This is a genomic window from Cryobacterium sp. W22_MBD10_FK3 (genome assembly GCF_052113745.1).
Classification (GTDB): domain Bacteria; phylum Actinomycetota; class Actinomycetes; order Actinomycetales; family Microbacteriaceae; genus Cryobacterium.
Genome location: NZ_JBGQOH010000001.1, coordinates 63,136 through 85,407 on the forward strand (window position 1 = coordinate 63,136; position 22,272 = coordinate 85,407).

General features: G+C 67.7%; 20 protein-coding genes and 3 tRNA genes. 15 read left to right on the forward strand and 8 right to left on the reverse strand.

Annotated elements, in window-relative coordinates; genetic code table 11:
- Positions 1 to 8: 8 nt before the first annotated feature.
- The 6 genes from ACEN2M_RS00280 to ACEN2M_RS00305 all read left to right on the forward strand — a co-directional run bounded on the left by ACEN2M_RS00280 (position 9) and on the right by ACEN2M_RS00305 (position 5,840).
- On the forward strand, positions 9 to 1,094 hold the full coding sequence (locus tag ACEN2M_RS00280; RefSeq protein WP_441646149.1) for an ABC transporter permease: 1,086 nt from the start codon (positions 9 to 11) through the stop codon (positions 1,092 to 1,094).
- Positions 1,091 to 2,806, forward strand: coding sequence for a dipeptide ABC transporter ATP-binding protein (locus ACEN2M_RS00285; protein WP_441646150.1), 1,716 nt, complete (start codon positions 1,091 to 1,093; stop codon positions 2,804 to 2,806). Before ACEN2M_RS00280 ends, ACEN2M_RS00285 begins: the two co-directional genes overlap by 4 nt.
- 5 nt (positions 2,807 to 2,811) lie before the next feature.
- The gene (locus ACEN2M_RS00290; protein ID WP_441646151.1) at positions 2,812 to 3,708 is read left to right on the forward strand and encodes an ATP-binding cassette domain-containing protein; all 897 of its coding nucleotides are present in this window, start codon (positions 2,812 to 2,814) and stop codon (positions 3,706 to 3,708) included.
- On the forward strand, positions 3,705 to 4,697 hold the full coding sequence (locus ACEN2M_RS00295; RefSeq protein WP_441646152.1) for an NAD(P)-dependent oxidoreductase: 993 nt from the start codon (positions 3,705 to 3,707) through the stop codon (positions 4,695 to 4,697). The genes ACEN2M_RS00290 and ACEN2M_RS00295 overlap by 4 nt, the downstream gene beginning before the upstream one ends.
- Positions 4,698 to 4,781: 84 nt before the next feature.
- Positions 4,782 to 4,854 (forward strand) — tRNA-Asn (locus tag ACEN2M_RS00300).
- Positions 4,855 to 4,964: 110 nt separating this feature from the next.
- Positions 4,965 to 5,840: a sensor histidine kinase gene (locus tag ACEN2M_RS00305; RefSeq protein WP_441646153.1), complete on the forward strand. Its 876-nt coding sequence runs from the start codon at positions 4,965 to 4,967 to the stop codon at positions 5,838 to 5,840.
- Between the two features lie 5 nt (positions 5,841 to 5,845).
- On the opposite strand, the gene def is transcribed toward ACEN2M_RS00305, so the two are convergent.
- Positions 5,846 to 6,412 carry a peptide deformylase gene (gene def / locus ACEN2M_RS00310; RefSeq protein ID WP_441646154.1) on the reverse strand — a complete coding sequence of 189 codons (567 nt, stop codon included), beginning with the start codon at positions 6,410 to 6,412 and terminating at the stop codon, positions 5,846 to 5,848.
- Between the two features lie 40 nt (positions 6,413 to 6,452).
- Between def and ACEN2M_RS00315 the strand changes: the two genes are divergently transcribed.
- From ACEN2M_RS00315 to ACEN2M_RS00330, 4 genes are all read left to right on the forward strand, one after another.
- Positions 6,453 to 7,367 carry a DMT family transporter gene (locus tag ACEN2M_RS00315; RefSeq protein ID WP_441646155.1) on the forward strand — a complete coding sequence of 305 codons (915 nt, stop codon included), beginning with the start codon at positions 6,453 to 6,455 and terminating at the stop codon, positions 7,365 to 7,367.
- Between the two features lie 156 nt (positions 7,368 to 7,523).
- The gene (locus tag ACEN2M_RS00320) at positions 7,524 to 8,819 is read left to right on the forward strand and encodes a glycosyltransferase (protein WP_441646156.1); all 1,296 of its coding nucleotides are present in this window, start codon (positions 7,524 to 7,526) and stop codon (positions 8,817 to 8,819) included.
- Positions 8,820 to 8,881: 62 nt separating this feature from the next.
- Positions 8,882 to 8,955, forward strand: a tRNA-Ile gene (locus tag ACEN2M_RS00325).
- Between the two features lie 16 nt (positions 8,956 to 8,971).
- Positions 8,972 to 10,702, forward strand: a complete 1,731-nt coding sequence (locus tag ACEN2M_RS00330) for a bifunctional 3'-5' exonuclease/DNA polymerase (protein ID WP_441646157.1) — start codon at positions 8,972 to 8,974, stop codon at positions 10,700 to 10,702.
- Here the strand turns inward: ACEN2M_RS00330 and ACEN2M_RS00335 are convergent, their stop codons facing one another.
- Positions 10,703 to 11,293: a PadR family transcriptional regulator gene (locus ACEN2M_RS00335; protein WP_441646158.1), complete on the reverse strand. Its 591-nt coding sequence runs from the start codon at positions 11,291 to 11,293 to the stop codon at positions 10,703 to 10,705.
- Between the two features lie 209 nt (positions 11,294 to 11,502).
- On the opposite strand from ACEN2M_RS00335, the gene ACEN2M_RS00340 reads away from it, so the two are divergent.
- Positions 11,503 to 12,024, forward strand: a complete 522-nt coding sequence (locus ACEN2M_RS00340) for a DUF3145 domain-containing protein (RefSeq protein ID WP_441646159.1) — start codon at positions 11,503 to 11,505, stop codon at positions 12,022 to 12,024.
- Positions 12,025 to 12,116: 92 nt separating this feature from the next.
- Here the strand turns inward: ACEN2M_RS00340 and ACEN2M_RS00345 are convergent, their stop codons facing one another.
- From ACEN2M_RS00345 to aceE, 6 genes are all read right to left on the reverse strand, one after another.
- Positions 12,117 to 13,352 (reverse strand): beta-ketoacyl-[acyl-carrier-protein] synthase family protein, encoded by a 1,236-nt coding sequence (locus tag ACEN2M_RS00345; RefSeq protein ID WP_441646160.1) that lies wholly within the window; start codon positions 13,350 to 13,352, stop codon positions 12,117 to 12,119.
- Positions 13,353 to 13,463: 111 nt separating this feature from the next.
- The gene (locus ACEN2M_RS00350; RefSeq protein WP_022883990.1) at positions 13,464 to 13,712 is read right to left on the reverse strand and encodes an acyl carrier protein; all 249 of its coding nucleotides are present in this window, start codon (positions 13,710 to 13,712) and stop codon (positions 13,464 to 13,466) included.
- Positions 13,713 to 13,773: 61 nt separating this feature from the next.
- Positions 13,774 to 14,775 (reverse strand): beta-ketoacyl-ACP synthase III, encoded by a 1,002-nt coding sequence (locus tag ACEN2M_RS00355; protein ID WP_441646161.1) that lies wholly within the window; start codon positions 14,773 to 14,775, stop codon positions 13,774 to 13,776.
- A 30-nt stretch (positions 14,776 to 14,805) separates the two neighbouring features.
- Complete coding sequence (locus ACEN2M_RS00360) at positions 14,806 to 15,726, reverse strand: ACP S-malonyltransferase (protein WP_441646162.1); 921 nt, start codon at positions 15,724 to 15,726, stop codon at positions 14,806 to 14,808.
- A gap of 99 nt (positions 15,727 to 15,825) precedes the next feature.
- Positions 15,826 to 17,031 (reverse strand): PucR family transcriptional regulator, encoded by a 1,206-nt coding sequence (locus ACEN2M_RS00365; RefSeq protein WP_441646163.1) that lies wholly within the window; start codon positions 17,029 to 17,031, stop codon positions 15,826 to 15,828.
- A 6-nt stretch (positions 17,032 to 17,037) separates the two neighbouring features.
- Positions 17,038 to 19,764: a pyruvate dehydrogenase (acetyl-transferring), homodimeric type gene (gene aceE, locus ACEN2M_RS00370; protein WP_441646164.1), complete on the reverse strand. Its 2,727-nt coding sequence runs from the start codon at positions 19,762 to 19,764 to the stop codon at positions 17,038 to 17,040.
- Between the two features lie 286 nt (positions 19,765 to 20,050).
- Here aceE and ACEN2M_RS00375 point away from each other — a divergent pair, with 286 nt between their 5' ends.
- The 4 genes from ACEN2M_RS00375 to ACEN2M_RS00390 all read left to right on the forward strand — a co-directional run bounded on the left by ACEN2M_RS00375 (position 20,051) and on the right by ACEN2M_RS00390 (position 22,266).
- The gene (locus ACEN2M_RS00375; protein WP_441646165.1) at positions 20,051 to 20,536 is read left to right on the forward strand and encodes a peroxiredoxin; all 486 of its coding nucleotides are present in this window, start codon (positions 20,051 to 20,053) and stop codon (positions 20,534 to 20,536) included.
- Between the two features lie 43 nt (positions 20,537 to 20,579).
- Positions 20,580 to 20,655: transfer RNA gene (locus ACEN2M_RS00380), tRNA-Val, on the forward strand.
- 173 nt (positions 20,656 to 20,828) lie between these two features.
- Positions 20,829 to 21,548, forward strand: coding sequence for a GAF and ANTAR domain-containing protein (locus tag ACEN2M_RS00385; RefSeq protein WP_441646166.1), 720 nt, complete (start codon positions 20,829 to 20,831; stop codon positions 21,546 to 21,548).
- 7 nt (positions 21,549 to 21,555) lie between these two features.
- A complete protein-coding gene (locus tag ACEN2M_RS00390) occupies positions 21,556 to 22,266 on the forward strand; it encodes a GAF and ANTAR domain-containing protein (protein ID WP_441646167.1) in 711 nt (236 codons plus the stop codon).
- The last annotated feature ends 6 nt before the right edge of the window (positions 22,267 to 22,272 follow it).

The following is a 22,272-nucleotide window of genomic DNA, read 5'->3' on the forward strand; positions in this document are numbered from 1 at the left end:
TGACACGCATGGATTCCGTCGAGCCTGACGTCTCCGCCGAGGCTCCGGCCCACAAGCCCAGCCGTCTCGCCCGCCTGCCCATCGTCCATCAGCTTCGCCAGAGCGTCGGCCTGCAGCGGGGGATGCTCGTGGCCGGACTGGTCATCACGGCGCTCTTCGTGCTCACCGCCATCTTCGCGCCGCTGGTCGCCCCGTACGGCTACAGCCAGTTGCGAGACGCCGACGGCGTGTTCGGAGCCCAGCTGCCACCGGGCGGATCGCACCTGCTCGGAACCACTGTCGGCGGCTACGACGTGCTCTCCAGGGTGCTCTGGGGCGCCCAGACGGCCCTGTTCGTGATCGTTGTCGCTGTGCTGCTGTCGATCTTCGCCGGCGTGTTCCTGGGCCTGGTCTCCGGCTACTTCGGCGGCTGGCTCGACAGGGTGCTCGTGGTCGTCTGCGACGCCGTCTACGCGTTCCCGTCGCTGCTGCTGGCGATCGTGATGTCCATCGTCATCTCCGGCGGCAAGTCCAACCTCGTCGGCGGCGTGATGGCTGCGGCCATCTCCATCACCGTCGTGTTCATTCCGCAGTACTTCAGGGTGATCAGAGCAGAGACCGTGCGGATCAAGTCGGAGGCCTACGTCGAGTCCGCTCGCGTGCTGGGTTCCGGCAACACCCGGATCATGGTCAGGCACGTCCTGCGCAACGCCACCCGCACCCTTCCGCTGATCTTCACCCTCAACTCCTCTGAGGCCATCCTCACCCTCGCCGGTCTGGGTTTCCTCGGCTTCGGCATCGAACCGACCGCCGCCTCCGAATGGGGCTACGACCTCAACAAGGCGATCTCCGACGTGACCAGCGGGATCTGGTGGACCTCGCTGTTCCCGGGCCTCGCGATCGTGCTGGTGGTGATGGGCATCACCCTGGTCGGGGAGAGCCTCAACGACCTGGCCGACCCGCGGCTGCGCGGCCGCCGCGCTGTCGGCGCCGCCTCGGGTCTGGTCGCCGAGACCTCCGTCGTTCCCGGCGGCACCCTGATCGCCGGCCCCGGCGGTCTCGACGGGCTCGAGAGCGGCCCCATCCACCCGAATGACGGCGAGGCCTCCTCATGAGCATCATCCGCACCGACACATCCGCACCGACCGTGCTCCGGATCGACGACCTCGGCGTGTCCTTCTCCACCGACGCCGGCGCCGTGCGCGCCGTGGACGGGGTGAGCCTGTCCGTCCGGCGGGGCGAGGTCCTCGCGATCGTCGGCGAGAGCGGCAGCGGCAAGACCGTCACGGCCAAGACCATCCTCGGGCTGCTGCCCGAAACCGCCGTGTCCGAGGGCGCCGTGATCCTGACCAGCCGGGACGGCGCGAGTGAGAACAATGTCATCGCGCTCAGTCGGCAGCGGCTGCGGCAGGTGCGCGGCACCGATGTGTCGATGGTCTTCCAGGAGCCGTCCACGGCTCTGAACCCCGTCTACACGGTCGGGTGGCAGATCATGGAAGGCATCAGGGCACACGGCAAGGTCAGCCGCGCCGATGCCAAGAAGAAGGCGATCGAGATCCTCGGCAGGGTCGGCATCCCCGATCCCGAGGTGCGGGTCAACTACTACCCGCACCAGTTCTCCGGCGGGCAGAAACAACGCGTGGTGATCGCCATGGCCCTGGTCCTCGAACCCGGACTGATCGTCGCCGACGAGCCCACAACGGCACTCGACGTCACCGTTCAGGCAGAGATCCTCGACCTCCTGCGCCGCTGCCGCGACGAGTTCGGCACCGCGATCGTGCTGATCACACACAACATGGGTGTCGTGGCCGACCTCGCAGACCGGGTCGCCGTGATGTACCAGGGCAAGGTCGTCGAAGAGGCGGATGCCGTGACGCTCTTCAGCTCGCCGCAGGACCCGTACACCCAGAGACTGCTCGCCGCGGTGCCGTACGTCGGCCAGGGCGTCGTGCGGGCGGCAGCCAGGGCGGATGCGCGCACGCCGGAATGGGCTGCCCAGGCACCCGTCGTCGTGGCGGACAACCTGCGAATCCAGTACCCAGGCAGGCTCGGCCGACCGGGTTTCGTGGCCGTGGACGGCGTGAGTTTCTCGATCCGCCCCGGCGAAGTACTCGGTCTGGTGGGGGAGAGCGGCTCGGGCAAGACCACCATCGGCCGGGCCATCGCCGGCCTCACCCGGGTCACCGACGGCTCGCTGAGCGTGCTCGGGCACGAGATGAACGGATTCAAGGAACGCCGGTTCAAGCACCTGCGCAGCGACATCGGCTTCGTGTTCCAGGACCCGGCTTCCAGCTTCAATCCGTTGCTCACCATCGCGGACTGTGTCGCGGAACCTCTCGTGGTGCACGGTCGGGCGGCCAACCCCCGGGCGGCTCGGGCGCGAGTCGACGAACTCCTCGAGGCGGTGCAGCTGCCGAAGGCCTTCGGCGACCGCTTCCCCCACGAACTCAGCGGTGGCCAGCGTCAGCGGGCCAGCCTGGCGAGGGCGCTGGCGCTGGAACCGGCGCTGCTGATCGCGGACGAGCCGACCTCCGCCCTGGACGTGTCGGTGCAGGCCAGGGTGCTGGAACTCTTCGCCGAGCTGCAGCGGGAATTCGGCTTCGCGGCCCTCTTCATCAGCCACGACCTCGCCGTCGTCGACATTCTCGCCGACCGGATCGCGGTGCTGTACCACGGCCGGTTGGTCGAAGACGGTACCGGAGCCGAGGTGCTGGGATCCCCTCGGGACCCGTACACCCAACGCCTGCTCGCGTCCCTGCCCGTGCCCGATCCGACGGCGCAAGCACTCCGACGGGAGGAACTCCGGAGGCTGCGTGCGGCAGGATAGAACGTATGAAACGCGTCGAAGCAGATCCGTATCCGATCCTGGCCAGTGACCTGACCGTCGAGTACGCGGCGCACGGTGCCAGCTCCGCCTTCGTGGCTGTGCGCGGATTGACGCTGACTCTCGGCCGGGGAGAGGTGCTCGGACTGCTGGGCGAGAGCGGTTCGGGCAAGAGCACGATCGCACGCGTCTTGTCCGGCGCGGACTCGGGGTCGGGCCACGGTGAGGTGCGCGCCCAGATCACGGGTGGGCAGGCCACAGTGCTCGGCTACCCCCTTCGGCGCATCGGCCGGCGCAAGCTCGCCAAACTCACCTTCAGGGTCGGCATGCTCGCCCAGGATGCCGCGAGCACGTTGCCTGCCAGCCTCACGGTCGCTGACATCGTGGCCGAACCCGTCCTCGAACGTGACCGGCGCTACGACAAGGCGGCGTTGGAGACTCTCGTCGCGACGATGATCGACGCCGTCCGCCTGCCGCTCTCGGTGTTGGGCAAGTACCCCTACGAGCTCAGCAGTGGGCAACGTCAGCGCGTCGCGCTGGCGAAGGCACTGGTCTTCGGACCGTCCCTGCTCATCGCCGACGAGCCCACGGCCGGAGTGGACGCCCTGGTACGAGACGATGTCATCGACCTGATCGGCGAACTGCAGCGGGAACGCGCCTTCTCCGCCGTGCTGATCAGCAACGACCTCGGCGTTCTGCGGCGGGTCGCGAACCGGATCGGGGTGATGCATCAGGGAGTGCTGGTCGGTCTCGGCACCATCGACGAGGTCTTCGACAACCCGTGGCACCCCTACGTCGCCGAGCTTGCCACGGCCCTGACCCTCGGCTCCGGTGCGGAGGATGCCGCCGACCAGGAGCCTGCAGCCGGCGCCGGCGCCGACACCGACCGGACCTCGGACTCGTGACCGGGCAGCACCGCGCCGTGCTTTCCGACGAGCAGGAGAGGCCCAGAGACGCCTGGCGCCCCGTGTCGGGGCCCGTGGCCGTGCTGCCCGCGGGGGGCGACCAGTTCGTCGATGCCATCGTGGCGGCCGGGGGAGTCGTCGCCCCGCTGTCACCGGCTACCAGGGGTCTCATCTGGTTGTCGTACGCCAGGGCGGCGGAACTCGGCGAGGTCCTGGCCCTGAACCCGCAGATCGGCTGGGTGCAGCTGCCCTGGGCGGGCGTCGACGCCTTCGCCGACGTGCTCTCCCGCCACCGGAGGGACGACCTGCTCGTGACCAGCGCCAAGGGCGCCTACGCCCAGCCCGTGGCCGAACACGCCCTGGCGTTGACCCTGGCGTCGCTCCGAGTGCTTCCCGAGCGGGCGCGGGCGCGATCCTGGAACGCGGTGCCCTCAGGGACGTCCCTCTACGGCCGGTCCGTGTTGATCATCGGAGCCGGCGGTATCGCCAGGGAACTGATCCGATTGTTGGCACCGTTCGGTCCGAACATCGTGGTCGTGCGCCGGAGCACCCAGCCCGTGCCCGGCGCGGCCCGCACGGTGCCGGTGGGCCGGCTGCACGCCGAACTGCCGCACGCCGACGTTGTAGTGGTCGCCGCCGCGCTGACCGGCGACACCCGGCATCTGCTCGGGGATGCCGAATTCGCCCTGATGAAGCCGACGGCGCATCTGGTCAACATCGCGCGCGGCCCGCTCGTCGACACCGGCGCGCTGCTGGCCGCTCTGGCCGGCGGGGCACTCGCTGGGGCGGCTCTCGACGTCACCGACCCGGAGCCGCTTCCCGACGGGCATCCGCTGTGGGGCGAGCCCCGGTGCCTCATCACACCGCATATGGCCGACACGCCCGAGATGACCGCGCCGCTTCTCGCCGAGAGAATTCGGCTCAATGTGGCGGCTTTGCTGGGAAATGGGCCCTTTGTCGGGGTTGTGGACCCCGACTCCGGGTACTGAGCGACCCATCGGATTTGGCGCACGGCGAACTTTTGGTAAAGTAGCAACGCTGTTCAAGCGAAAGAAACTTCGCCGAGCAAGCATTCCTCGATAGCTCAATTGGCAGAGCAGCGCACTGTTAATGCGCAGGTTCTTGGTTCGAGTCCAAGTCGGGGAGCGAAAAGGCCACTAGGGGCTCCACCCCCGGTGGCCTTTTTTGTGCCCGACGCCGGTGTTCCCGGCTCCGGGCCGCTAGTCTGATCCGAAAACGGTGCGAAAGGTGGCGACGTGTTCTCCTGGCAGACTCTCAGCGCCGTATTGGCTGTTCTTTCCGCGGCCCTCCTTATCCTGTGGCTCCTGGCCAGGGCACGGGAACGCCGTAGTCGTTTCGACAGGTCGGCGGCCGAACGCGTGCGTATCGACCTCGAACTCTCGCTCGCCGAGCAGCACGGTCGTCTGGCGATCATCCGGGAGTTGCAGGACATCGCCGTGTTGTCCCTGGCACGCCTGATCACCCGGGCCGAAGGGGCACGCTACTCCGCCGAAAGCGACCCGTCCACGGCGGTGCGCGCGGCGACGGGCCTGGTCGAGGACGGCCGGGTGACCCTCGCCGACCTCCGCCGCGTGCTGACCATCGCCAGGGAGGGCGAGTCGATCGCCACCCTGGCCCCTGGGCTCCAATCGGCCCGCAACCTGTTCGGGGTCATGCGAGACGCCGGCCTGGCCGTCGATTTCGCCGAGTCCGGGGAGAGGTTCCCGCTCAAGCCCGGCGCAGAGCTGGCCATCTACCGCATCCTGCAGAGTGCGCTCGCGAATGCGCTCAAACACGGCGGTGCCGGCACCGAAGCGCGAGTGTCGTTCACCTGGACGCAAGACGGATTACAGCTGCTCGTCGACGACGACGGGATCAGGGCCGCAGCCCGGCGGGAGAGCGCCTCAGCCACCGATTTCGCCGCTAAGACCGCCTACACGATCGACGACGACCTGCGTGCACTGAGCGAGAGCATCTCGGGCGCCGGGATCACCCAGATGCGCGAACGCGCACAGCTGTTCGGCGGGATCTTCAACGCCGGAACCGTGCCTGGCGTGGGTTTCTCGGTCTCCGCCGTGTTCCCGTCGCTGCGCTTCCACAACGGCGTGCACGGCGTCGACCTGTCCCGCTGAGCGGTTCAGCTCTCCAGGTCGTCGACGCCGGGTAGCCAGCTCACGCCGGGCACGCCCCAGCCGCGCTTGCGGCTCACCTTGGCTGCGATCTTCGCGTAGAAGTGCTCGAGCCTGTCCACGTACAGGGTGCCGTCCAGATGATCGAACTCGTGCTGGAAGATCCGGGCCAACCAACCGTCGGCGTGGATCTCAAACGGGTTCTGATCGAGGTCGACGGCCCGCAGCACAGCCGAGCCGGCGCGAAGGAGCGGGAATCGCTCGCCGGGGAACGACAGGCACCCCTCGACGTCCTCGTCTTCATCGGCCTCGCCGGCGGGAACCGGTGTGATCCAGAGCTCGGGATTGATCGCGACACCCCTGGTCTCGATCTCGTCATCGTCGAGGTAACTGAACGTGAAGAGCCGCAGCCCCACACCTACCTGGGGTCCGGCAAGACCCACACCGGGTGCGGCGTCCATCGTCTCGAACATGTCCTGCACCAGTGTGCGCAGCTCGTCGTCGAAATCGACGACGGGTGCGGCGGGGGAGTGCAGGACTGGATCGCCTGAAATTACTATCGGTCGTACGGCCATTCAGCAAGGATATCGGCATGGATCTCGATAGTCTCGTTGAGTGACTCCAGACCTGACAGACCTGGCTGGTGAGATCGCCATCGATCCACGTCAGGCCATCGGAATCCCGCTCGCGCTGATCGGCGCGGTGTTCCTCTCGTTGGGCGCGCAATTCCAGCACCGCGGTGTGACAAAGGTCGAAGCGCACACCCGGGAGATCACCGGGGGTCTCAACACCCGACAGCTGGTTCTGCTGCTCTCACGGCCATCCTGGGTGTTCGGCACCGTGATGCTCGGCCTGGCCATCGCCTTCCAGCTCACCAGCCTCGCCTTCGCTCCGCTCATCGTGGTGCAGCCCCTGGGTGCCGTCGCTCTCGTGATCACGGCGATTCTGAACGCCAGGGTGAGTCACGTGAAGCTCAACCGGGCATCCGTCATCGCCATTGCCATGTGTGTCGGCGGGGTCGGGCTCTTCGTCACCGTCGCCGCGTTCACCGCTGTCGACAAGCCGGTGACGGATGCGAACCTGATCACCATCCTGGTCGTGCTCGCTGTGGTGCTGGCCGCGTTCGCCGTCGCGTTCGTGATGCTCCGCACCCGGTTCAAGGCGATCTTCTACATCATCGGCGCCGGCGTGCTCTACGGTTTCGTGGCCACCCTCGCCAAGGTCATCATCAACCGCATCCAGAACGGCAACGTCGAGTGGCTCACCCTCGTCTGCGTCGCCGGTCTGCTCCTGGCCGCGGCCTCAGGCGCCTATTTTGTGCAGAACGCCTACTCGTCGGGTCCGCCGGACCTGGTCATCGCGGGCCTGACCGTGATCGATCCGATGATCGCCGTCGGGATCGGCGTCGTCGTGCTGGGCGAGGCATCCCAGGCGCCGACCTGGGCCGCCGCCCTCTTCGCCGTCGCGGGCGCCGTGGCGATCTGGGGAGTGTTCAGGCTCGCAAAGTACCACCCGCAATCTCAGAGCTGACCTGTGGTTTTCGCTTACGCGCCGCGTCTTGGGGGCTGCCGTGGCGCAGGCGGTTTAGAATAGGGTGCTTAGACACCCTCGACGGCGAGTTCCGTCGAATCTCAGACTTCAAGCCGGACGACCATCCCCGGCTCACCTACGTAGGGACTACGCCACTTGTGCGCTTCATCTGATTTACCGGGCAGCTCGCCCGACCGAGTCACGTCGGCGGCCACCCGGCCCATCCGTGTTCTCATTGCGGCCGACACCTTCGCGCCCGATGTGAACGGCGCGGCCCGGTTCGCCGAACGGCTCGCCGCCGGGCTGGTCGCCCGTGGCCACGTGGTGCAGGTGATGGCCCCGGCCGCCAGCCGCAAGCACGGCACCTGGACGGAGGTGCACGAGGGCCAGTCCATGACCGTGCACCGGCTGCACAGCTGGCGGTGGCGTCCGCACGATTGGCTGCGTTTCGCGTTGCCGTGGATCGTGCGCGCGCAGAGCCGGGCCATTCTCGACTCCTTCCAGCCCGACGTCGTGCACTTCCAGTCCCACATCGTGGTGGGGCGCGGGGTGTCGATCGAGGCTCAGAAGCGCGGAATCCGCATCATCGGCACCAATCACTTCATGCCAGAGAACATGCTGCAGTTCTCCCTCGTTCCCAAGGGCTTCCAGGACCAGCTGGTCCGCGCCCTCTGGAAGGATGCTGAGCACACCTTCGAGCGTGCCGAAGCGGTCACCACACCCACCCGCAGGGCCGCCGAGTTCCTGGAGAAGTACACCGGCCTCTCGGGAGTGCAGGCGATCTCCTGCGGTATCGACGCAGACAACTATTCGCCCAGTTTCGCCCCGCGCACCGAGAACCGGATCCTCTTCGTGGGCCGCGTCACCGGTGAGAAGCAGATCGATGTCCTGGTGCAGGCGGTGGCCCTGCTCGATCCGGCGCTGGCCGCCCAGGTGGAGATCGTCGGCGGTGGCGACCAGCGCCGCAACCTGGAGAACCTCGTCGAATCCTTGGGTCTGACCCGCCAGTTCACCTTCACCGGCTACGTCACCGACGAAGAACTGCGCGAGGCGTATTCGCGTGCCACTGTCTTCGCCATGCCGTCCATCGCCGAACTTCAGAGCATCGCGACCATGGAGGCCATGGCGTCCGGACTTCCGATCGTGGCCGCGAACGCGATGGCGCTGCCGCACCTCGTGCACGACTCCGAGAACGGTTACCTGTTCGAGCCGGGCAGCGCCCAGGATCTGGCGGACAAGCTGACCCGGGTGTTCACAAGGTCGGCCGAGGAACTGGACGCTCTCAAGCGGGAGTCCCTGAAGCTGATCGAGGCGCACGACATCACCCGCACCCTGACGACGTTCGAACGGTTGTACCGCGGTGAGGTCGGCGCCGACCCGCAGACCGTCGCCCTGCCGGAACCTGTGCAGGCGGATCCGTCGGTCCTGGACAGCACAGCCTCCAGGGACTGAAACCGGCCTGCGGCGAAAGCCGCACGGCCGGTCATCTCCCGGCCGATACTATGGTGTGGCACGGGGTGGTAGCTCAGCTGGTTAGAGCACGCGGCTCATAACCGCACGGTCACGGGTTCAAGTCCCGTCCACCCTACGAAAGAGCACAGACTGTGTACATTCTGGTGACCGGGTCGCGGTCGGAACGCATCCGGGTCAGGGAGCTCGACGCCGATGGCGCCCCGTCCGGCCTGGACGAGGTGCTGACCGCGGCGGAGTTCCAGGCGTTCGTGCTGGCGCGAGAGCAGGGCGTCGTGCGCTGGGTGTGGGAGGACACCGCGCGCACCTACCCTGCCGTGCTCCGGGGCAGCATCAGGGTGCAGCGTTGCCACGATCTGCGCCTGTGCCATGCGATCCTGCGCAACTCGGCGCTGACCGGGGCGAGCACCCTGGCGAACGCGCCGGCGGGACGCTGGGACGACCCGGCCGCGCCTGTGCCCTCCGACGCCCCGGGAGCCACCCTGTTCGAGATGGATCTGGGCGCCGCAGAGACCGCCGACAGCACGGAGCCGCACGCGGACGATCCGCTGGCCGAGTTCAGGTCCCAGCTCGACGCCGTGCGGTCCTGTGCCGATCCCGGCCGGTTGCGACTGCTCCTGGCCGCTGAATCCGTCGGCGCGCTCATCGCCGCCGAGATGCAGCACGCCGGGCTGCCCTGGCGAAGTGCAATCCACGACAGGCTGCTCACCGCAGAACTGGGGCCACGAGCCGCCGCCGGGGTGCGACCGGCGCGCCTCGAGGAGCTGGTGGGGCGCATCCGCGCCGAACTCGGCGACCAGGCGCTGAACCCGGACTCGCCCCCTGAGCTGCTCCGCGCCCTCAACCGGGCGGGCCTCGCGGTGGCGACCACGCGGGCGTGGGAACTGGAAAAGCTGGAGCATCCCGTCATCGAGCCGCTCCTGCGATACAAGAAGCTGTCGCGGCTCCTGGCCGCAAACGGGTGGTACTGGATGGAGAGCTGGATCGTCAACGACCGCTTCCATCCCGAATACCTCCCGGGCGGCGTGGTGACCGGCCGGTGGGCCACCCGGGGTGGCGGGGCGCTGCAGTTACCACGGCAGATCCGCGGGGCCGTCGTGGCCGACCCGGGCTGGAGCTTTGTGGTGGCCGATGCGGCCCAGTTGGAGCCCCGGATCCTGGCCGCGCTGTCGACGGACACCGCGATGGCGACCGCAGGACGCGGAACCGACCTCTATGCCGGGATCGTCGCCAGCGGCGTGGTGGAGACCAGAGCACACGCGAAGGTCGCCATGCTCGGTGCCATGTACGGCGCCACATCCGGGGAAAGCGGACGGCTGCTGCCCAGACTGGCCCGCGCGTACCCGCGGGCGCTGGCGCTCACCGAAGCCGCGGCCAGGGCGGGGGAGCGCGGCGACGTCGTGAGCACCAGGCTGGGCCGGTCCTCTCCCCGTCCCGGCGGCAGCTGGGAGGACGACCAGGCGCGCGCATCCGAGGCGGGGGCATCGCCGGCCGACGAACGCCGCGCCAGGACCCAGGCGAGGGATTGGGGCCGGTTCACCCGCAACTTCATCGTGCAGGGCAGCGCCGCGGAGTGGGCGCTCTGCTGGATGGCCGAGATTCGGAAGGGGCTGTCGGCCCTGCCGCCCCTGACGGCTGCGCGGCCGCAGGGCCGGACCCCGCCAAGCCCGTTCCACAGCTCTCCCCATCTGGTGTTCTTCCTGCACGACGAGGTGATCGTGCACACGCCGAAGGAGCTGGCCGGCGAGGTGGCGCGAATCGTCGCCGAGGCGGCATCGACGGCAGGCCGACTGCTGTTCGGTGACTTCCCGGTGGACTTCCCGTTGACCTGCGTTGAGGTGGACAGCTACGCGGACGCCAAATAGTCAGGACGCCGGGGTCGGCCGACGGCCACGTTTGGGTCGAAGCGGGTTCAGGTCGCGGTGCAGCGGTGTTCCACCGTCCAGGGGACCGGGATCCGCCGCGACGGTGGCGACGGTGTCGAGCCAGGCGAGAGCAGCGTGAGCCTGGGCGGTCTCAGCCGCGGCGCCGAGCCGGTCCTGGCCGGATTCCCCTGCGGGCCGGTCCAGGCTCGCTCCGCGGTCGAGCCGCAGCAGCCAGGCGGTGCGGTATCCGGCCAGCAGCGTGGGGAGATCGATGTTCGGCAGTGAGGAGGCGATGAGCACCCGGTCCAGCATGTCGTTCCACGCGGCTGGGGGGTCGCTCTCGGTGTCCTGCAGCCAGGCCAGAGCCTCGGCGCGTCCGGCAGCGGTGAGCCTGTACAACGGCAAGCCGTCCTCGGTGCTGCCGGCGGGCTCAACCGATCCGTTGCGCACCAGACGTTCCAAGGTGCTGTAGATCTGACCCACGTTGATCACACGGCGGCCGGCGGTGCGGGTCTGCAGCTCACCGTGCAACTGGAAGCCGTAAGCAGGGCCCATGGTGAGGATCGCGAGGATGGAGCTGCGTACCGACACCGTGCCTCCGACCTCTGGCCGCGACGGTCACCCGACCTCTAAAGCCATACCGAATATACATTAGCTGACCTGGTCTGTTGTGAACTGCCGGCGGGGTGGGGCATAATTCACCTAGCCGCCGAATTGTGTTCCGCGGGTCCTGGGTTTGGCTCGTTCGAGATCGTTGGGGAAGACGCACCTCGAACATCAACCAGGGAACGGAGAACACTATGACGGCACCCCGCACTCGTCAGTCACCGGCTGCACGGGGAGTTTTGTATGTGCACTCGGCGCCGCGTGCCCTGTGCCCCCACGTGGAGTGGGCCGCCAGCCGCGCCCTCGACGTCGCGGTCAACTTCGAGTGGAGCGAGCAGCCTGCCCTGTCGGGCGCCCAGCGTGCCGAGTTCTTCTGGGAAGGTGCTCCGGGCTCGGGAGCCCGGATGGCGTCCGCGCTGCTGGGCTGGGAGCAGCTCCGCTTCGAGGTGACCGAGGATCCCGGGCCCGGCCGGGACGGCGGCCGCTGGTTGCACACGCCGGACCTGGGCATCCACTTCGCCCAGACCGACACGGCGGGCAACATCGTGCTGCCCGAGACCCGGCTGCGTGCGGCCATCCAGGCGGCAGGCACCGATACGGTGCACCTGCACCGCGAGCTGCGGCGGGCGCTCGGGCAGGCCTGGGACGACGAACTGGAGCCGTACAGGCACGCCAGCGACTTCTCCAGTGTGGTCTGGCTGCACAACGTCGGCTGAAAGGCGCTAGCCGACCGGGCTGTGGCGTGGTGCGGGCGGTTCCATTGGATCCCGCCCGCACCGGCCAGACGAAGCGGCTCAGTCGAAGCGGCTCAGACCGAGCGGAAGGCGACGACGGCGTTGTGGCCGCCGAATCCGAACGAGTTGCTGATGGCCAAGAGGTCTCCGGCGCCCAAGGCTCGAGGAGATGTGACGACGTCCAGCGGGATGGCGGGGTCCTGCTCGGTCAGGTTGATGGTCGGCGGCAGGATCCGCTCGGCCAGGGCCTTCACGGTGAACAGGGCCTCGATCGCGCCGGCACCACCGAGCAGGTGGCCCGTGGATGCCTTGGTCGCGGAGACCGGGATGCCCTCGAGCAGGTCACCGAAGACGCGGCGGAGTGCGTTGTACTCGGCGATGTCGCCCACGGGGGTGCTCGTGGCGTGCGCATTGATGTGCATCACGTCTGACAGGTCGGCACCGGCGTTGCGAATCGTCTCGATCATGGCGCGCGCGGCAGCGGAACCCTCGGGGTCCGGAGCGGTGATGTGGTACGCGTCGCTCGTGATCGAGCCGCCGAGCAGCTCGGCGTAGATGTGGGCACCGCGGGCGAGGGCGTGCTCCTCGGTTTCAACGACCAACGCGGCCGCTCCCTCGCCGAGAACGAAGCCGTCACGGGTGATGTCGTAGGGGCGGGACGCCGTGGCGGGGGAGTCGTTGCGCTTGGAGAGCGCCTGCATGGCGGCGAAGGACGCAATCGGCAGCGGGTGGATGGCAGCCTCTGAGCCGCCGGCGATGACCACGTCGGCCAGACCGGCCTGCAGCCGGTTGTAGGCGTTGACGAGGGATTCGGTGCTGGAAGCGCACGCTGACACCACTGTCGTGATGCCGGCGCGGGCGTGCAGGTCCATCCCGATCGCCGCTCCGGGTCCGTTGGGCATCAGCATGGGCACCGTCATGGGCAGCACCCGTCGGGGTCCACGCTCGCGCAGGGTGTCCCAGGCGTCCAGCAGGGTCCAGACCCCGCCGATGCCGGTGGCCCAGTCCACGGCCAGTCGTTCGGGCTCGACCTCGGGCATACCCGCGTCGGCCCAGGCTTCCCGGCCGGCGATCAGTGCGAACTGGCTCGACGGGTCGAGACGTTTGGTTTCGTGACGGGCGAGGACCTCGATGGGACGAACTCTGGCCTGGGCCGCGAAGGTGATGGGGAGCGAGGTACGCTCAACCCATTCGTAGTCGAGGGTGGATGCGCCGGACTGGCCGGCGAGGAGGGCGTTCCAGGTGTCTGTGGCGGTCCCACCGATCGGCGAGGTGGCACCAAGGCCGGTGACAACGATTTTTTTGGTCATAACAACGACTCTCCGTGAGAACGTGCGCGAAGCGAGGTGGATACCCCGGATGGAGCGTCCCTGGAGAACGGGCCGGCCGGCAGTCGCAGGCCGGCCCGTTCGGGCGTGGACCTAGTCCTGGGCCTTGACGATGAACTCGACGGCGTCGCCGACGGTCTTGAGGTTCTTGACCTCTTCGTCGGGGATCTTGACGTCGAACTTTTCCTCGGCGTTGACGACGATGGTCATCATCGAGATGGAATCGATGTCCAGGTCGTCGGTGAACGACTTGTCCAGCTCAACCGTGTCGGTTGCGATGCCCGTCTCGTCGTTGATGAGCTCGGCCAGGCCGGCAAGAACTTCTTCGGTGGACAATGCCATGTTTTTTCTCCTTGGGGGTGTCTCGTTTGACCGAGACTCAGTTTAGATGAACAGCGGTGAACTACGGCAGCACAACCACCTGCGCGCCGTAAACCAGCCCGGCTCCGAAGCCGATCTGGAGGGCAAGACCGCCGCTGAGCTCGGGGTGTTCCTCGAGCAGGCGGTGGGTGGCAAGGGGGATCGACGCAGCCGAGGTGTTCCCGGTTGTGGCGATGTCGCGGGCGATGACGACGGTGTCCGGCAGCTTGAGCTGCTTGGCGAACTCGTCGACGATGCGCATGTTGGCCTGGTGGGGGATGAAGGCGGCGAGCTGGTCGGCGGTGATTCCGGCGGCCTTGAGGGTCTGCTTGGCGATCTTGGCCATGTCCCACACGGCCCAACGGAACACGGTCTGGCCCTCCTGGCGGAGCGTGGGCCATTCCTTCTCGCCGCGGCGGTATTCCTGCAGGGTGCCGTTCATGCCGACAGCGTCAGCGCGACCGTCGGAGCCCCACACCGACGCGGAGATGCCCGGATAGTCGCTCGGGCCGATGACCACGGCGCCGGCGCCGTCGCCGAGGAGGAAGGAGATGCTCCGGTCGGTGGGGTCCACCATGTCGGAGAGCTTCTCGGCGCCGATGACCAGGGCGTAGTGCGCGGCACCCGAGCGGATGAGGGCATCCGCCTGGGCCACGCCGTAGGCGTAGCCGGCGCAGGCCGCGTTCAGGTCGAACGCGGCCGCAGGGACCGCTCCGATGCGTTCGGCGACCACGGCGGCCATCGACGGGGTCTGGCGGCCGTTGCTGATCGTGGCGATGATGATCGCATCGATCAGCTCGGGTGCGATGCCGGAGCGTTCGATCGCCTCGAGGGCGGCGGCCGTGGCGAGGTCGACCGCCTGGACGTCCTGGCTGGCCCTCGTTCGCGTGATGATTCCGGTGCGCTGCTGGATCCACTCGTCTGACGAGTCGATCGGACCGACGAGGTCGTCGTTGGGTACGACGAGGTCACCGCGGGCAGCGCCGACGGCGAGGATGCGGGTGTACTGGGCTCCCTGCGACTGCAGGAGTTGTGGCTGGGTCATTCGTCTCTTCCGGTGGCGGCTCTGGCTGATTCAGGCCTGTTGGTCGATCAGTTCGTACGCAGCGGGCAGGTCGTCAGGGGTCTTGATGGCCACGCTCGGGATTCCCCGCAGGGCGCGCTTGGCCAGTCCGACGAGTGCGCCGGCAGGTGCGACCTCGATGATTCCGGTCACGCCGGCGTCGGCAAACGACTGCATGCACAGGTCCCACCGTACCGGCGACGAGACCTGGCCGACGAGCAGGTCCACAAAACGCGACCCGTCCGGCACGAGGCTGCCGTCGTGATTCGTCCACAGCGGAAGGGTCGGATCCTGCGGTGCCAGGCTGTCGGCAACGTCGGCGAGGTGCGCGACGGCCGGGAGCATGTGGCGGGTGTGAAAAGCGCCGGCGACCTGCAGGGGGATGACGCGCGCCTTGGCGGGCGGGTCGGCGGCAAGCGCGGCGAGGGCGTCGAGCGAGCCGGCCACGACGACCTGTCCGCCGCCGTTGAAGTTGGCTGGTTCCAGGCCCAGTTCGGCCAGCCGGGCCAGCAGGTCCGTCTCGTCGCCGCCGAGAACGGCGCTCATCCCGGTGGGGGTGAGCGCGGCTGCGGCCTTCATGGCCCGTCCGCGTTCCCCGACGAAGGTGAGGGCGTCGGCGGTGCCGAGTACCCCGGCTCCCGCGGCTGCGGTGATCTCACCGACCGAATGGCCGGCGATGCCGCCGATGGCGGCACGACGGCCGTCGGCGAAGAGGGCGGTCAGGGCGAGAAGACCGGCGGCCACGATCAGCGGCTGGGCGATCGCGGTATCCCGGATGGTGTCAGCGTCTGCGATGGTTCCGGCCGAGAGAAGGTCGGTCGATGACTGCTCCGACATGGTCTGCAGCTGCGTGGCGTAGGCCGGGTTCTGCAGCCACGGTTCGAGGAATCCGGGCGTTTGTGAGCCCTGACCGGGACAGACGACAACAATCATTTCCTTAGTCTCCCAACTGGGGGCGAACACGGGGTGTGGGCAACCTACCGAGTATCCGCGGAACGTTTGTCAAGAAACGCAAAGCAACGCGGCGCGAGCTCAGCGACGCCGAGGCGATCCGTCGTGATCGCTGATCGAACCGATGATCAGGGCGGACTGCAGGATGAGCGCCTCTCTGGCGCCGGTCGCGTCGTAGCCGATGACGTCGGACACCCGCTTCAGCCGGTAACGCACCGTGTTGGGGTGCACGAACAGTTCACGCGCGGTCGCCTCGAGGGACCGGCCGTTGTCCAGGTAGCACCACAGTGTGGTGAGCAGCTCGGTGGAGTGCGCCTGGAGTGGGCGATAGATCCGGTGGATCAGAGTGGCGCGGGCCAGCGGGTCACCGGCCAGCGCACGTTCGGGGAGGAGATCGTCGGCCTGCACCGGCCGCGGGGCGTTTCGCCACGAGCGGGCCACGGCGAATCCGGCCAGCGCGGCCTTGGCGCTCTTGGACGCGTCGACCAGGTTCGGAACCTCGTGGCCGAGCACCAGGTGACCGGCGCCGAAGCTGGGCTCGAGTTGCATGGCGATCTCCATGAAGCTCAGCGACGCCGGCGACCCGGCGGCCTCATCGACCTCAGGATTCGCGGGGTGTGCGCGACCGATCACGAGCACCAGCCGGTTGCCCTGCACCCCGATGAGGACGTCAGCGGTCATGTGTCTCGCCGCACGGCGCAGTTGGTCGACGTCGAGCATCTTCGGTGTGGTGCCAACGAGCACACAGACCTCGCCGTGTCCGTGCCAGCCGAGAGCGGCGATCCGGCTGGGTAATTCGTCGTCGTACTCGCCGCTGAGGATGGAGTCGACGACGAGGGCTTCGAGCCTGGCATCCCACAGGCCCCTGGCCTCGGCGGCGCGCGCGTAGACATCCGCGGCGCCGAACGCGATTTCGCGGGAGTACAGCAGGATCGCCTCGCGGAGGGTTTCCGAGCCGTCCTTGACGCGCTCCTCAACAACCTCGACGGTGACCCTGATGAGCTGCAGGGTCTGCTGCAGGCTCACCGAGCGCAGGAGCTCCCTGGGCGCGGCGCCGAAGACGTCAGCGGCGATCCACGGTGTCGACCGCGGGTCGTCGTACCAGGAGATGAAGGAGGTGATGCCGGCCTGGGCCACCAGGCCGACAGCGGACCGCCGCCCTGGTGGCATATCGCCATACCAGGGCAGCGTGTCCTCGAGTCGTTTCAGCGTCGCCGTAGACAACTCACCTGAAATCGTGCGCAACCAGGTGAGGGTCTGTTCCTTTGTCTTCGGCGCCGGTGCCACGCTCAGTTAGCTCTCGCCACCGGCCGAGCCGGTGTTGCCGGCCGAGACGTCGTGCAGCCGGTACTTGTCGATGGCCTGCTGCACGAGACTGCGGTCCAGTTCGCCGCTGTTGGCCAGCTGCTGCAGCGTGCGCACCACCATGGACGGGCCGTCGATCTTGAAGAACCGGCGAGCCGCGGGGCGGGTGTCGGAGAATCCGAAGTCATCCGCACCCAGGGTGGCGAAGTCGCCGGGGATGAACTGGCGGATCTGGTCGGGCACGGCGTGCATGAAGTCGGACACCGCCACGAACGGACCAGCCGTGTTGGCGAGCTTGTCCGTCACGTAGGCCGTCCGCGGTTCCTCGTTGGGGTAGAGGAAGTTGTGCTCCTCCGCCGCGAGACCGTCCCGGCGCAGCTCGGCCCAGGAGGTCACCGACCAGACGTCGGCGGACACCCCCCAGTCCTCGGCGAGCAGGGCCTGCGCTTCGAGTGCCCACGGCACGGCGACGCCGGAGGCCAGCAGCTGCGCCTTCGGGCCGGTCACGTCGGACACCGACACGCGGTGGATGCCGCGAATGATGCCGTCGACGTCGACATCGGCCGGTTCGACGGGCTGGACCTGCGGCTCGTTGTAGACCGTGATGTAGTACATGACGTTCGGGTCGGTGTGGGTTCCGCCGTACATCCGCTCGAGGCCGGAGCGTACGATGTGGCCGATCTCGTAACCGAAGGCCGGGTCGTACGAGACGACGGCCGGGTTGGTGGATGCGAGCAGCGGCGAGTGGCCGTCGGCGTGCTGCAGGCCTTCACCGGTCAGGGTGGTACGTCCGGCGGTGGCGCCGATCATGAACCCACGGGTCATCTGGTCGCCGGCGGCCCACATGGCGTCGCCGGTGCGCTGGAAGCCGAACATCGAGTAGAACACGTACACCGGGATGAGCGGTTCGCCCTGGGTGGCATACGAGGTGCCGACGTTCGTGAAGGCGGCGAGGGCGCCGGCCTCGTTGATGCCGACGTGGATGATCTGACCCTGCGGGCTCTCCTTGTAGGCGAGTAGCTGGGCGTGGTCCACCGAGGTGTAGTGCTGGCCGTTGGGGTTGTAGATCTTCGCGTTCGGGAAGAACGCGTCGATGCCGAAGGTGCGGGCCTCGTCGGGGATGATCGGCACGATGCGGTGGCCGAAGTCCTTCGAGCGCAGCAGTTCCTTGAGCAGCCGGACGAACGCCATGGTCGTGGCGATCTCCTGGGTGCCTGAACCCTTCTTGGTGACCGCGTAGGTCGAGTCGTCGGGCAGCTTGATCTGGGTGTACTTGCTGCGACGCTCCGGCAGGTAGCCGCCGAGCGCGCGACGGCGCTCGTGCATGTACTGGATCGCCTCGTCGTTCTCACCGGGGGTGTAGTACGGCGGCTGGTACGGGTTGGCCTCGAGCTGGGCATCCGTGATCGGCACGTGCATGCTGTCGCGGAACGTCTTGAGGTTGTCCAGCGTCATCTTCTTCATCTGGTGGGTCGCATTGCGGCCCTCGAAGCTCGGGCCGAGGCCGTAGCCCTTGACCGTCTTCGCCAGGATGACCGTCGGCTGGCCCTTGTGCTCCGACGCGGCCTTGAACGCCGCGTAGACCTTCCGGTAGTCGTGGCCGCCGCGCTTGAGGTTCCAGACCTGGTCGTCGGTGTACCCCTCGACGAGCTTGAGCGCACGGGGGTCGCGACCGAAGAAGTTCTCGCGCACGTATGCGCCGCTCTCGGCCTTGTAGGTCTGGTAGTCGCCGTCGGTGGTGACGTTCATCAGGTTCAGCAGGGCGCCATCGGTGTCGCGGGAGAGCAGGTCGTCCCACTCGCGGCCCCAGACCACCTTGATGACGTTCCAGCCGGCGCCGCGGAAGAAGCTCTCCAGCTCCTGGATGATCTTGCCGTTGCCGCGCACAGGGCCGTCGAGGCGCTGCAGGTTGCAGTTCACGATGAAGTTGAGGTTGTCGAGGCCCTCGTTCGCGGCGACCTGCAGCTGGCCGCGGCTCTCGACCTCGTCCATCTCGCCGTCGCCGAGGAACGCCCAGACCTGCTGGTCACTGGCGTCCTTGATGCCGCGGTTGGTCAGGTAGCGGTTCAGCTGGGCCTGGTAGATCGCGTTGATCGGGCCCAGACCCATCGAGACCGTGGGGAACTGCCAGAACTCGGGCATGAGCCGCGGGTGCGGGTAGGACGAGATGCCGTCGGGCGCGTGGGACTTCTCCTGGCGGAATCCGTCGAGCTGGTTGGCGCTGAGCCGGCCCTCGAGGAAGGCGCGGGCGTAGGTGCCGGGGGAGGCGTGGCCCTGGATGAAGATCTGGTCGCCGCCGCCCGCGTGGTCCTGGCCGCGGAAGAAGTGGTTGAAGCCGGTCTCATAGAGAGCGGCAGACGAGGCGTACGTCGAGATGTGGCCGCCGACGGCGATGCCGGGACGCTGGGCGCGGTGTACGAGCACGGCGGCGTTCCAGCGGATCCACGCGCGATAGCGGCGCTCGATGTCTTCATCGCCCGGGAAGTCAGGCTCGTTGGTCGAGGCGATGGTGTTGATGTAGTCCGTGGTTGGCACCATCGGAACATTGAGGTGCAATTCCTTGGACCGCTTGAGCAGGCTGAGCATGATCTCGCGGGCACGGCCGGGGCCGTTGGCCGCGACCAGCGCGTCGAGGGATTGCGACCATTCAGACGTCTCATCCGGATCGGCGTCTGAGTTGTCCATTGAATACGGGTCTTGGTCGTTGACAGTCACACTCGACCTCTTTCTGTAGGGCAGATCGTGTGGGGGAAGGATCATGCCTGGTTAGGCGTGCCGGACACAGCTAGGTCGGGTCACGACCGAAAGGCACCACGTCAGCCTAGTGATTCTTGCTGGGAACCGCGCACGGCTACGCCGGTGTCGCCTGGGTGCGGCCTCGCCTTATCTTCCGGCAGGGTGGGAGCAGCATGTGGGGCCGTGTTGGTGAAGGCCTGCGGGACGGCTAGGCTTGCCCCCCGTATTCAGCCATCGTCCCCCGATGGCCGGGAAGGACACCGCCATGGCGCTGGAGAATGACACCCAGGCACCCGATTTCGAGCTCGTCAGTCAGTACGGCGAGAGAATCCAGCTCAGCCGGTACCGGGGTGAAAAGTCCGTGGCGCTGGTGTTTTTCCCGTTGGCGTTCTCGGGCATTTGCAGCGGCGAATTGTGCGAGCTGCGCGACAACCTCGCCCTCTTCGCCGACAACAGCGTGGAGTTGATCGGCATTTCCGTTGATTCCAGGCACGCGCTGCGCGCTTGGGGCGAGCAGCAGGGGTACGGCTTCACCCTGCTGGCGGACTTCTGGCCGCACGGAGCCGTCGCGAAGGAATACGGCGTCTTCCTCGACGACAAGGGTTTCGCCAACCGGGCGACGTTCCTGATCGACCCCAGTGGCATCATCCGCGCGAGTTTCATCACGGCGCCTGGCGAGGCCCGCTCGTTGGAGGCGTATCGCGCGGCACTCGACGAGCTTCAGCCGGCCCAGTTTTCCGGCCGGTCGTAAAAGTCGGTAAGCTCTTCCCATCCTGTTCGGTTGCAACCGATCGGGGCCTTTAGCTCAGTTGGTAGAGCGCCACGTTTACACCGTGGATGTCATCGGTTCGAGCCCGGTAGGGCCCACCAGATTAATACGCCCGCGGGCACGCCGCGGCGGCGCCGGTGGCCGCGAGTAGGCTGCTGCTGTACAGGTCGCCCGCCGCGAGCCCGGCACTCGCCCCGGCGGCCTCCGAAGCCAGTCAGTTACGAGGTCACCATGGCAGCAGCGCGCACGGGTCGCGCTAGTCAGGCGAGCGCCCATGTCTGAGAATCCGGCATTCGGCGCCGCCGTCGAAGACCTCTCCCAGGCGTTCGAGCGCCGCACGAGCCTCTGCCGGCCGTTCCTCCGGGTGCTTCCGGTGCACGGTGCCGCGGTGTCGACGCTGGGGGCGCCGTTCGGGTCGGAGACCATCTGCGCGAGCGACGACACAGCAGCCCGTCTGGACGAGCTCCAGTTCGATCTCGGTGAGGGCCCGTGCTGGGACGCCATGACCAGCCGCCGGCCCGTGTTCACGGCTGACGCCAGCGCCGCCGACCCGCGGTGGCCCCTGTTCGCCCAAGCGATGGGGGAGAGCGAGGCTCTCTCGCTCTTTGCCTTCCCGCTGGCGCTGGGTTCGCTCAACATCGGCGCCGTCGACCTCTACACGCTGGGTGCAGGCACCCTCACCACGGTCCAGGTGGACGACGCGATAGCCCTGTCGAGCATCTGTGCCCGACAGGTCCTGCGCCGCTCGATCGCCGATCAGTCCAGTACCCCCGGCGAGCAGGATCAGCACTCCGACGGTTTCTCCCGCCGGGAGGTGCACCAGGCCACCGGCATGGTGCTCGCCCAGCTCGGGGTGAGTGCAGCCGATGCGCTGCTGATCATCAACGGTTACGCCTTCGCGCGGGGTCGCACGGTGCGGGAGGTCGCGGCCGACATCGTGGCCCGTCGCATCGATTTCGCCGAGGAATGGTCCGATCCGTCCGAGACATTATGATGGCGTGATGGCAACACAGACACGCGAAGGCCAACTCGTCGAGGCTTTCGTGACTCTCGCCGACACCCTCGTGGTCGGCTACGATCTCGTCGATCTGTTGCACACCCTCGTCTCGCACTGCGTGCCGCTCTTCGACGCGTCGGCTGCGGGCATCATCCTCACCGACGATGAAGAATTCGAAGTCGTCGCGTCGACCAACGAACGCAGTCGTCTCGTCGAGATCCTGCAGTTGCGCAGCGGCAGCGGACCGTGTGTGGAGAGCGTGATCACCGGGCAGGCCGTTGCCGTGCCCGACATCGCCGCGTCGGGTCCGAAATGGCCGCGATTTCGCGTCGGAGCCCTCGAGCAGGGCTTCGGCTCCATGTTCTCGGTGCCGATGCGGTTGCGCACCACCACCATTGGTTCGCTGAACCTGTTCTGGGACCGCACCGGCGGGCTGCCCGCCGATGATGCGCCGACGGTGCAGGCCCTGGCTGATGTCGCCACGATCGGGATCCTCCAGGAGCGGGCGTTGCGCGAGAGCGATATCGCCCGGCAGCAGCTGCAGTTCGCGCTGAGCAGCCGGGTCGTCATCGAGCAGGCCAAGGGCGTCGTGGCTTACACCCGGGGAGCGAACATGGATGAGGCGTTCGGGCTGATGCGCCAGCACGCACGGGCGAACGGACTGCCGCTGGCCGACGTCGCTGCACAAATCGTCAGTGGAGACCTCGCACTTTAGCGGCCA

What these genes read in the sequence shown, in the direction of transcription:
- def (WP_441646154.1), bottom strand. Translation starts at nt 6,412, where the DNA reads ATGGCCGTACGACCGATAGTAATTTCAGGCGATCCAGTCCTGCACTCC.
- ACEN2M_RS00355 (WP_441646161.1), bottom strand. Translation starts at nt 14,775, where the DNA reads ATGACCCAGCCACAACTCCTGCAGTCGCAGGGAGCCCAGTACACCCGC.
- ACEN2M_RS00285 (WP_441646150.1), top strand. Translation starts at nt 1,091, where the DNA reads ATGAGCATCATCCGCACCGACACATCCGCACCGACCGTGCTCCGGATC.
- ACEN2M_RS00340 (WP_441646159.1), top strand. Translation starts at nt 11,503, where the DNA reads ATGACGGCACCCCGCACTCGTCAGTCACCGGCTGCACGGGGAGTTTTG.
- ACEN2M_RS00350 (WP_022883990.1), bottom strand. Translation starts at nt 13,712, where the DNA reads ATGGCATTGTCCACCGAAGAAGTTCTTGCCGGCCTGGCCGAGCTCATC.
- ACEN2M_RS00360 (WP_441646162.1), bottom strand. Translation starts at nt 15,726, where the DNA reads ATGATTGTTGTCGTCTGTCCCGGTCAGGGCTCACAAACGCCCGGATTC.
- ACEN2M_RS00385 (WP_441646166.1), top strand. Translation starts at nt 20,829, where the DNA reads ATGTCTGAGAATCCGGCATTCGGCGCCGCCGTCGAAGACCTCTCCCAG.
- ACEN2M_RS00390 (WP_441646167.1), top strand. Translation starts at nt 21,556, where the DNA reads ATGGCAACACAGACACGCGAAGGCCAACTCGTCGAGGCTTTCGTGACT.
- ACEN2M_RS00375 (WP_441646165.1), top strand. Translation starts at nt 20,051, where the DNA reads ATGGCGCTGGAGAATGACACCCAGGCACCCGATTTCGAGCTCGTCAGT.
- ACEN2M_RS00345 (WP_441646160.1), bottom strand. Translation starts at nt 13,352, where the DNA reads ATGACCAAAAAAATCGTTGTCACCGGCCTTGGTGCCACCTCGCCGATC.
- ACEN2M_RS00290 (WP_441646151.1), top strand. Translation starts at nt 2,812, where the DNA reads ATGAAACGCGTCGAAGCAGATCCGTATCCGATCCTGGCCAGTGACCTG.
- ACEN2M_RS00280 (WP_441646149.1), top strand. Translation starts at nt 9, where the DNA reads ATGGATTCCGTCGAGCCTGACGTCTCCGCCGAGGCTCCGGCCCACAAG.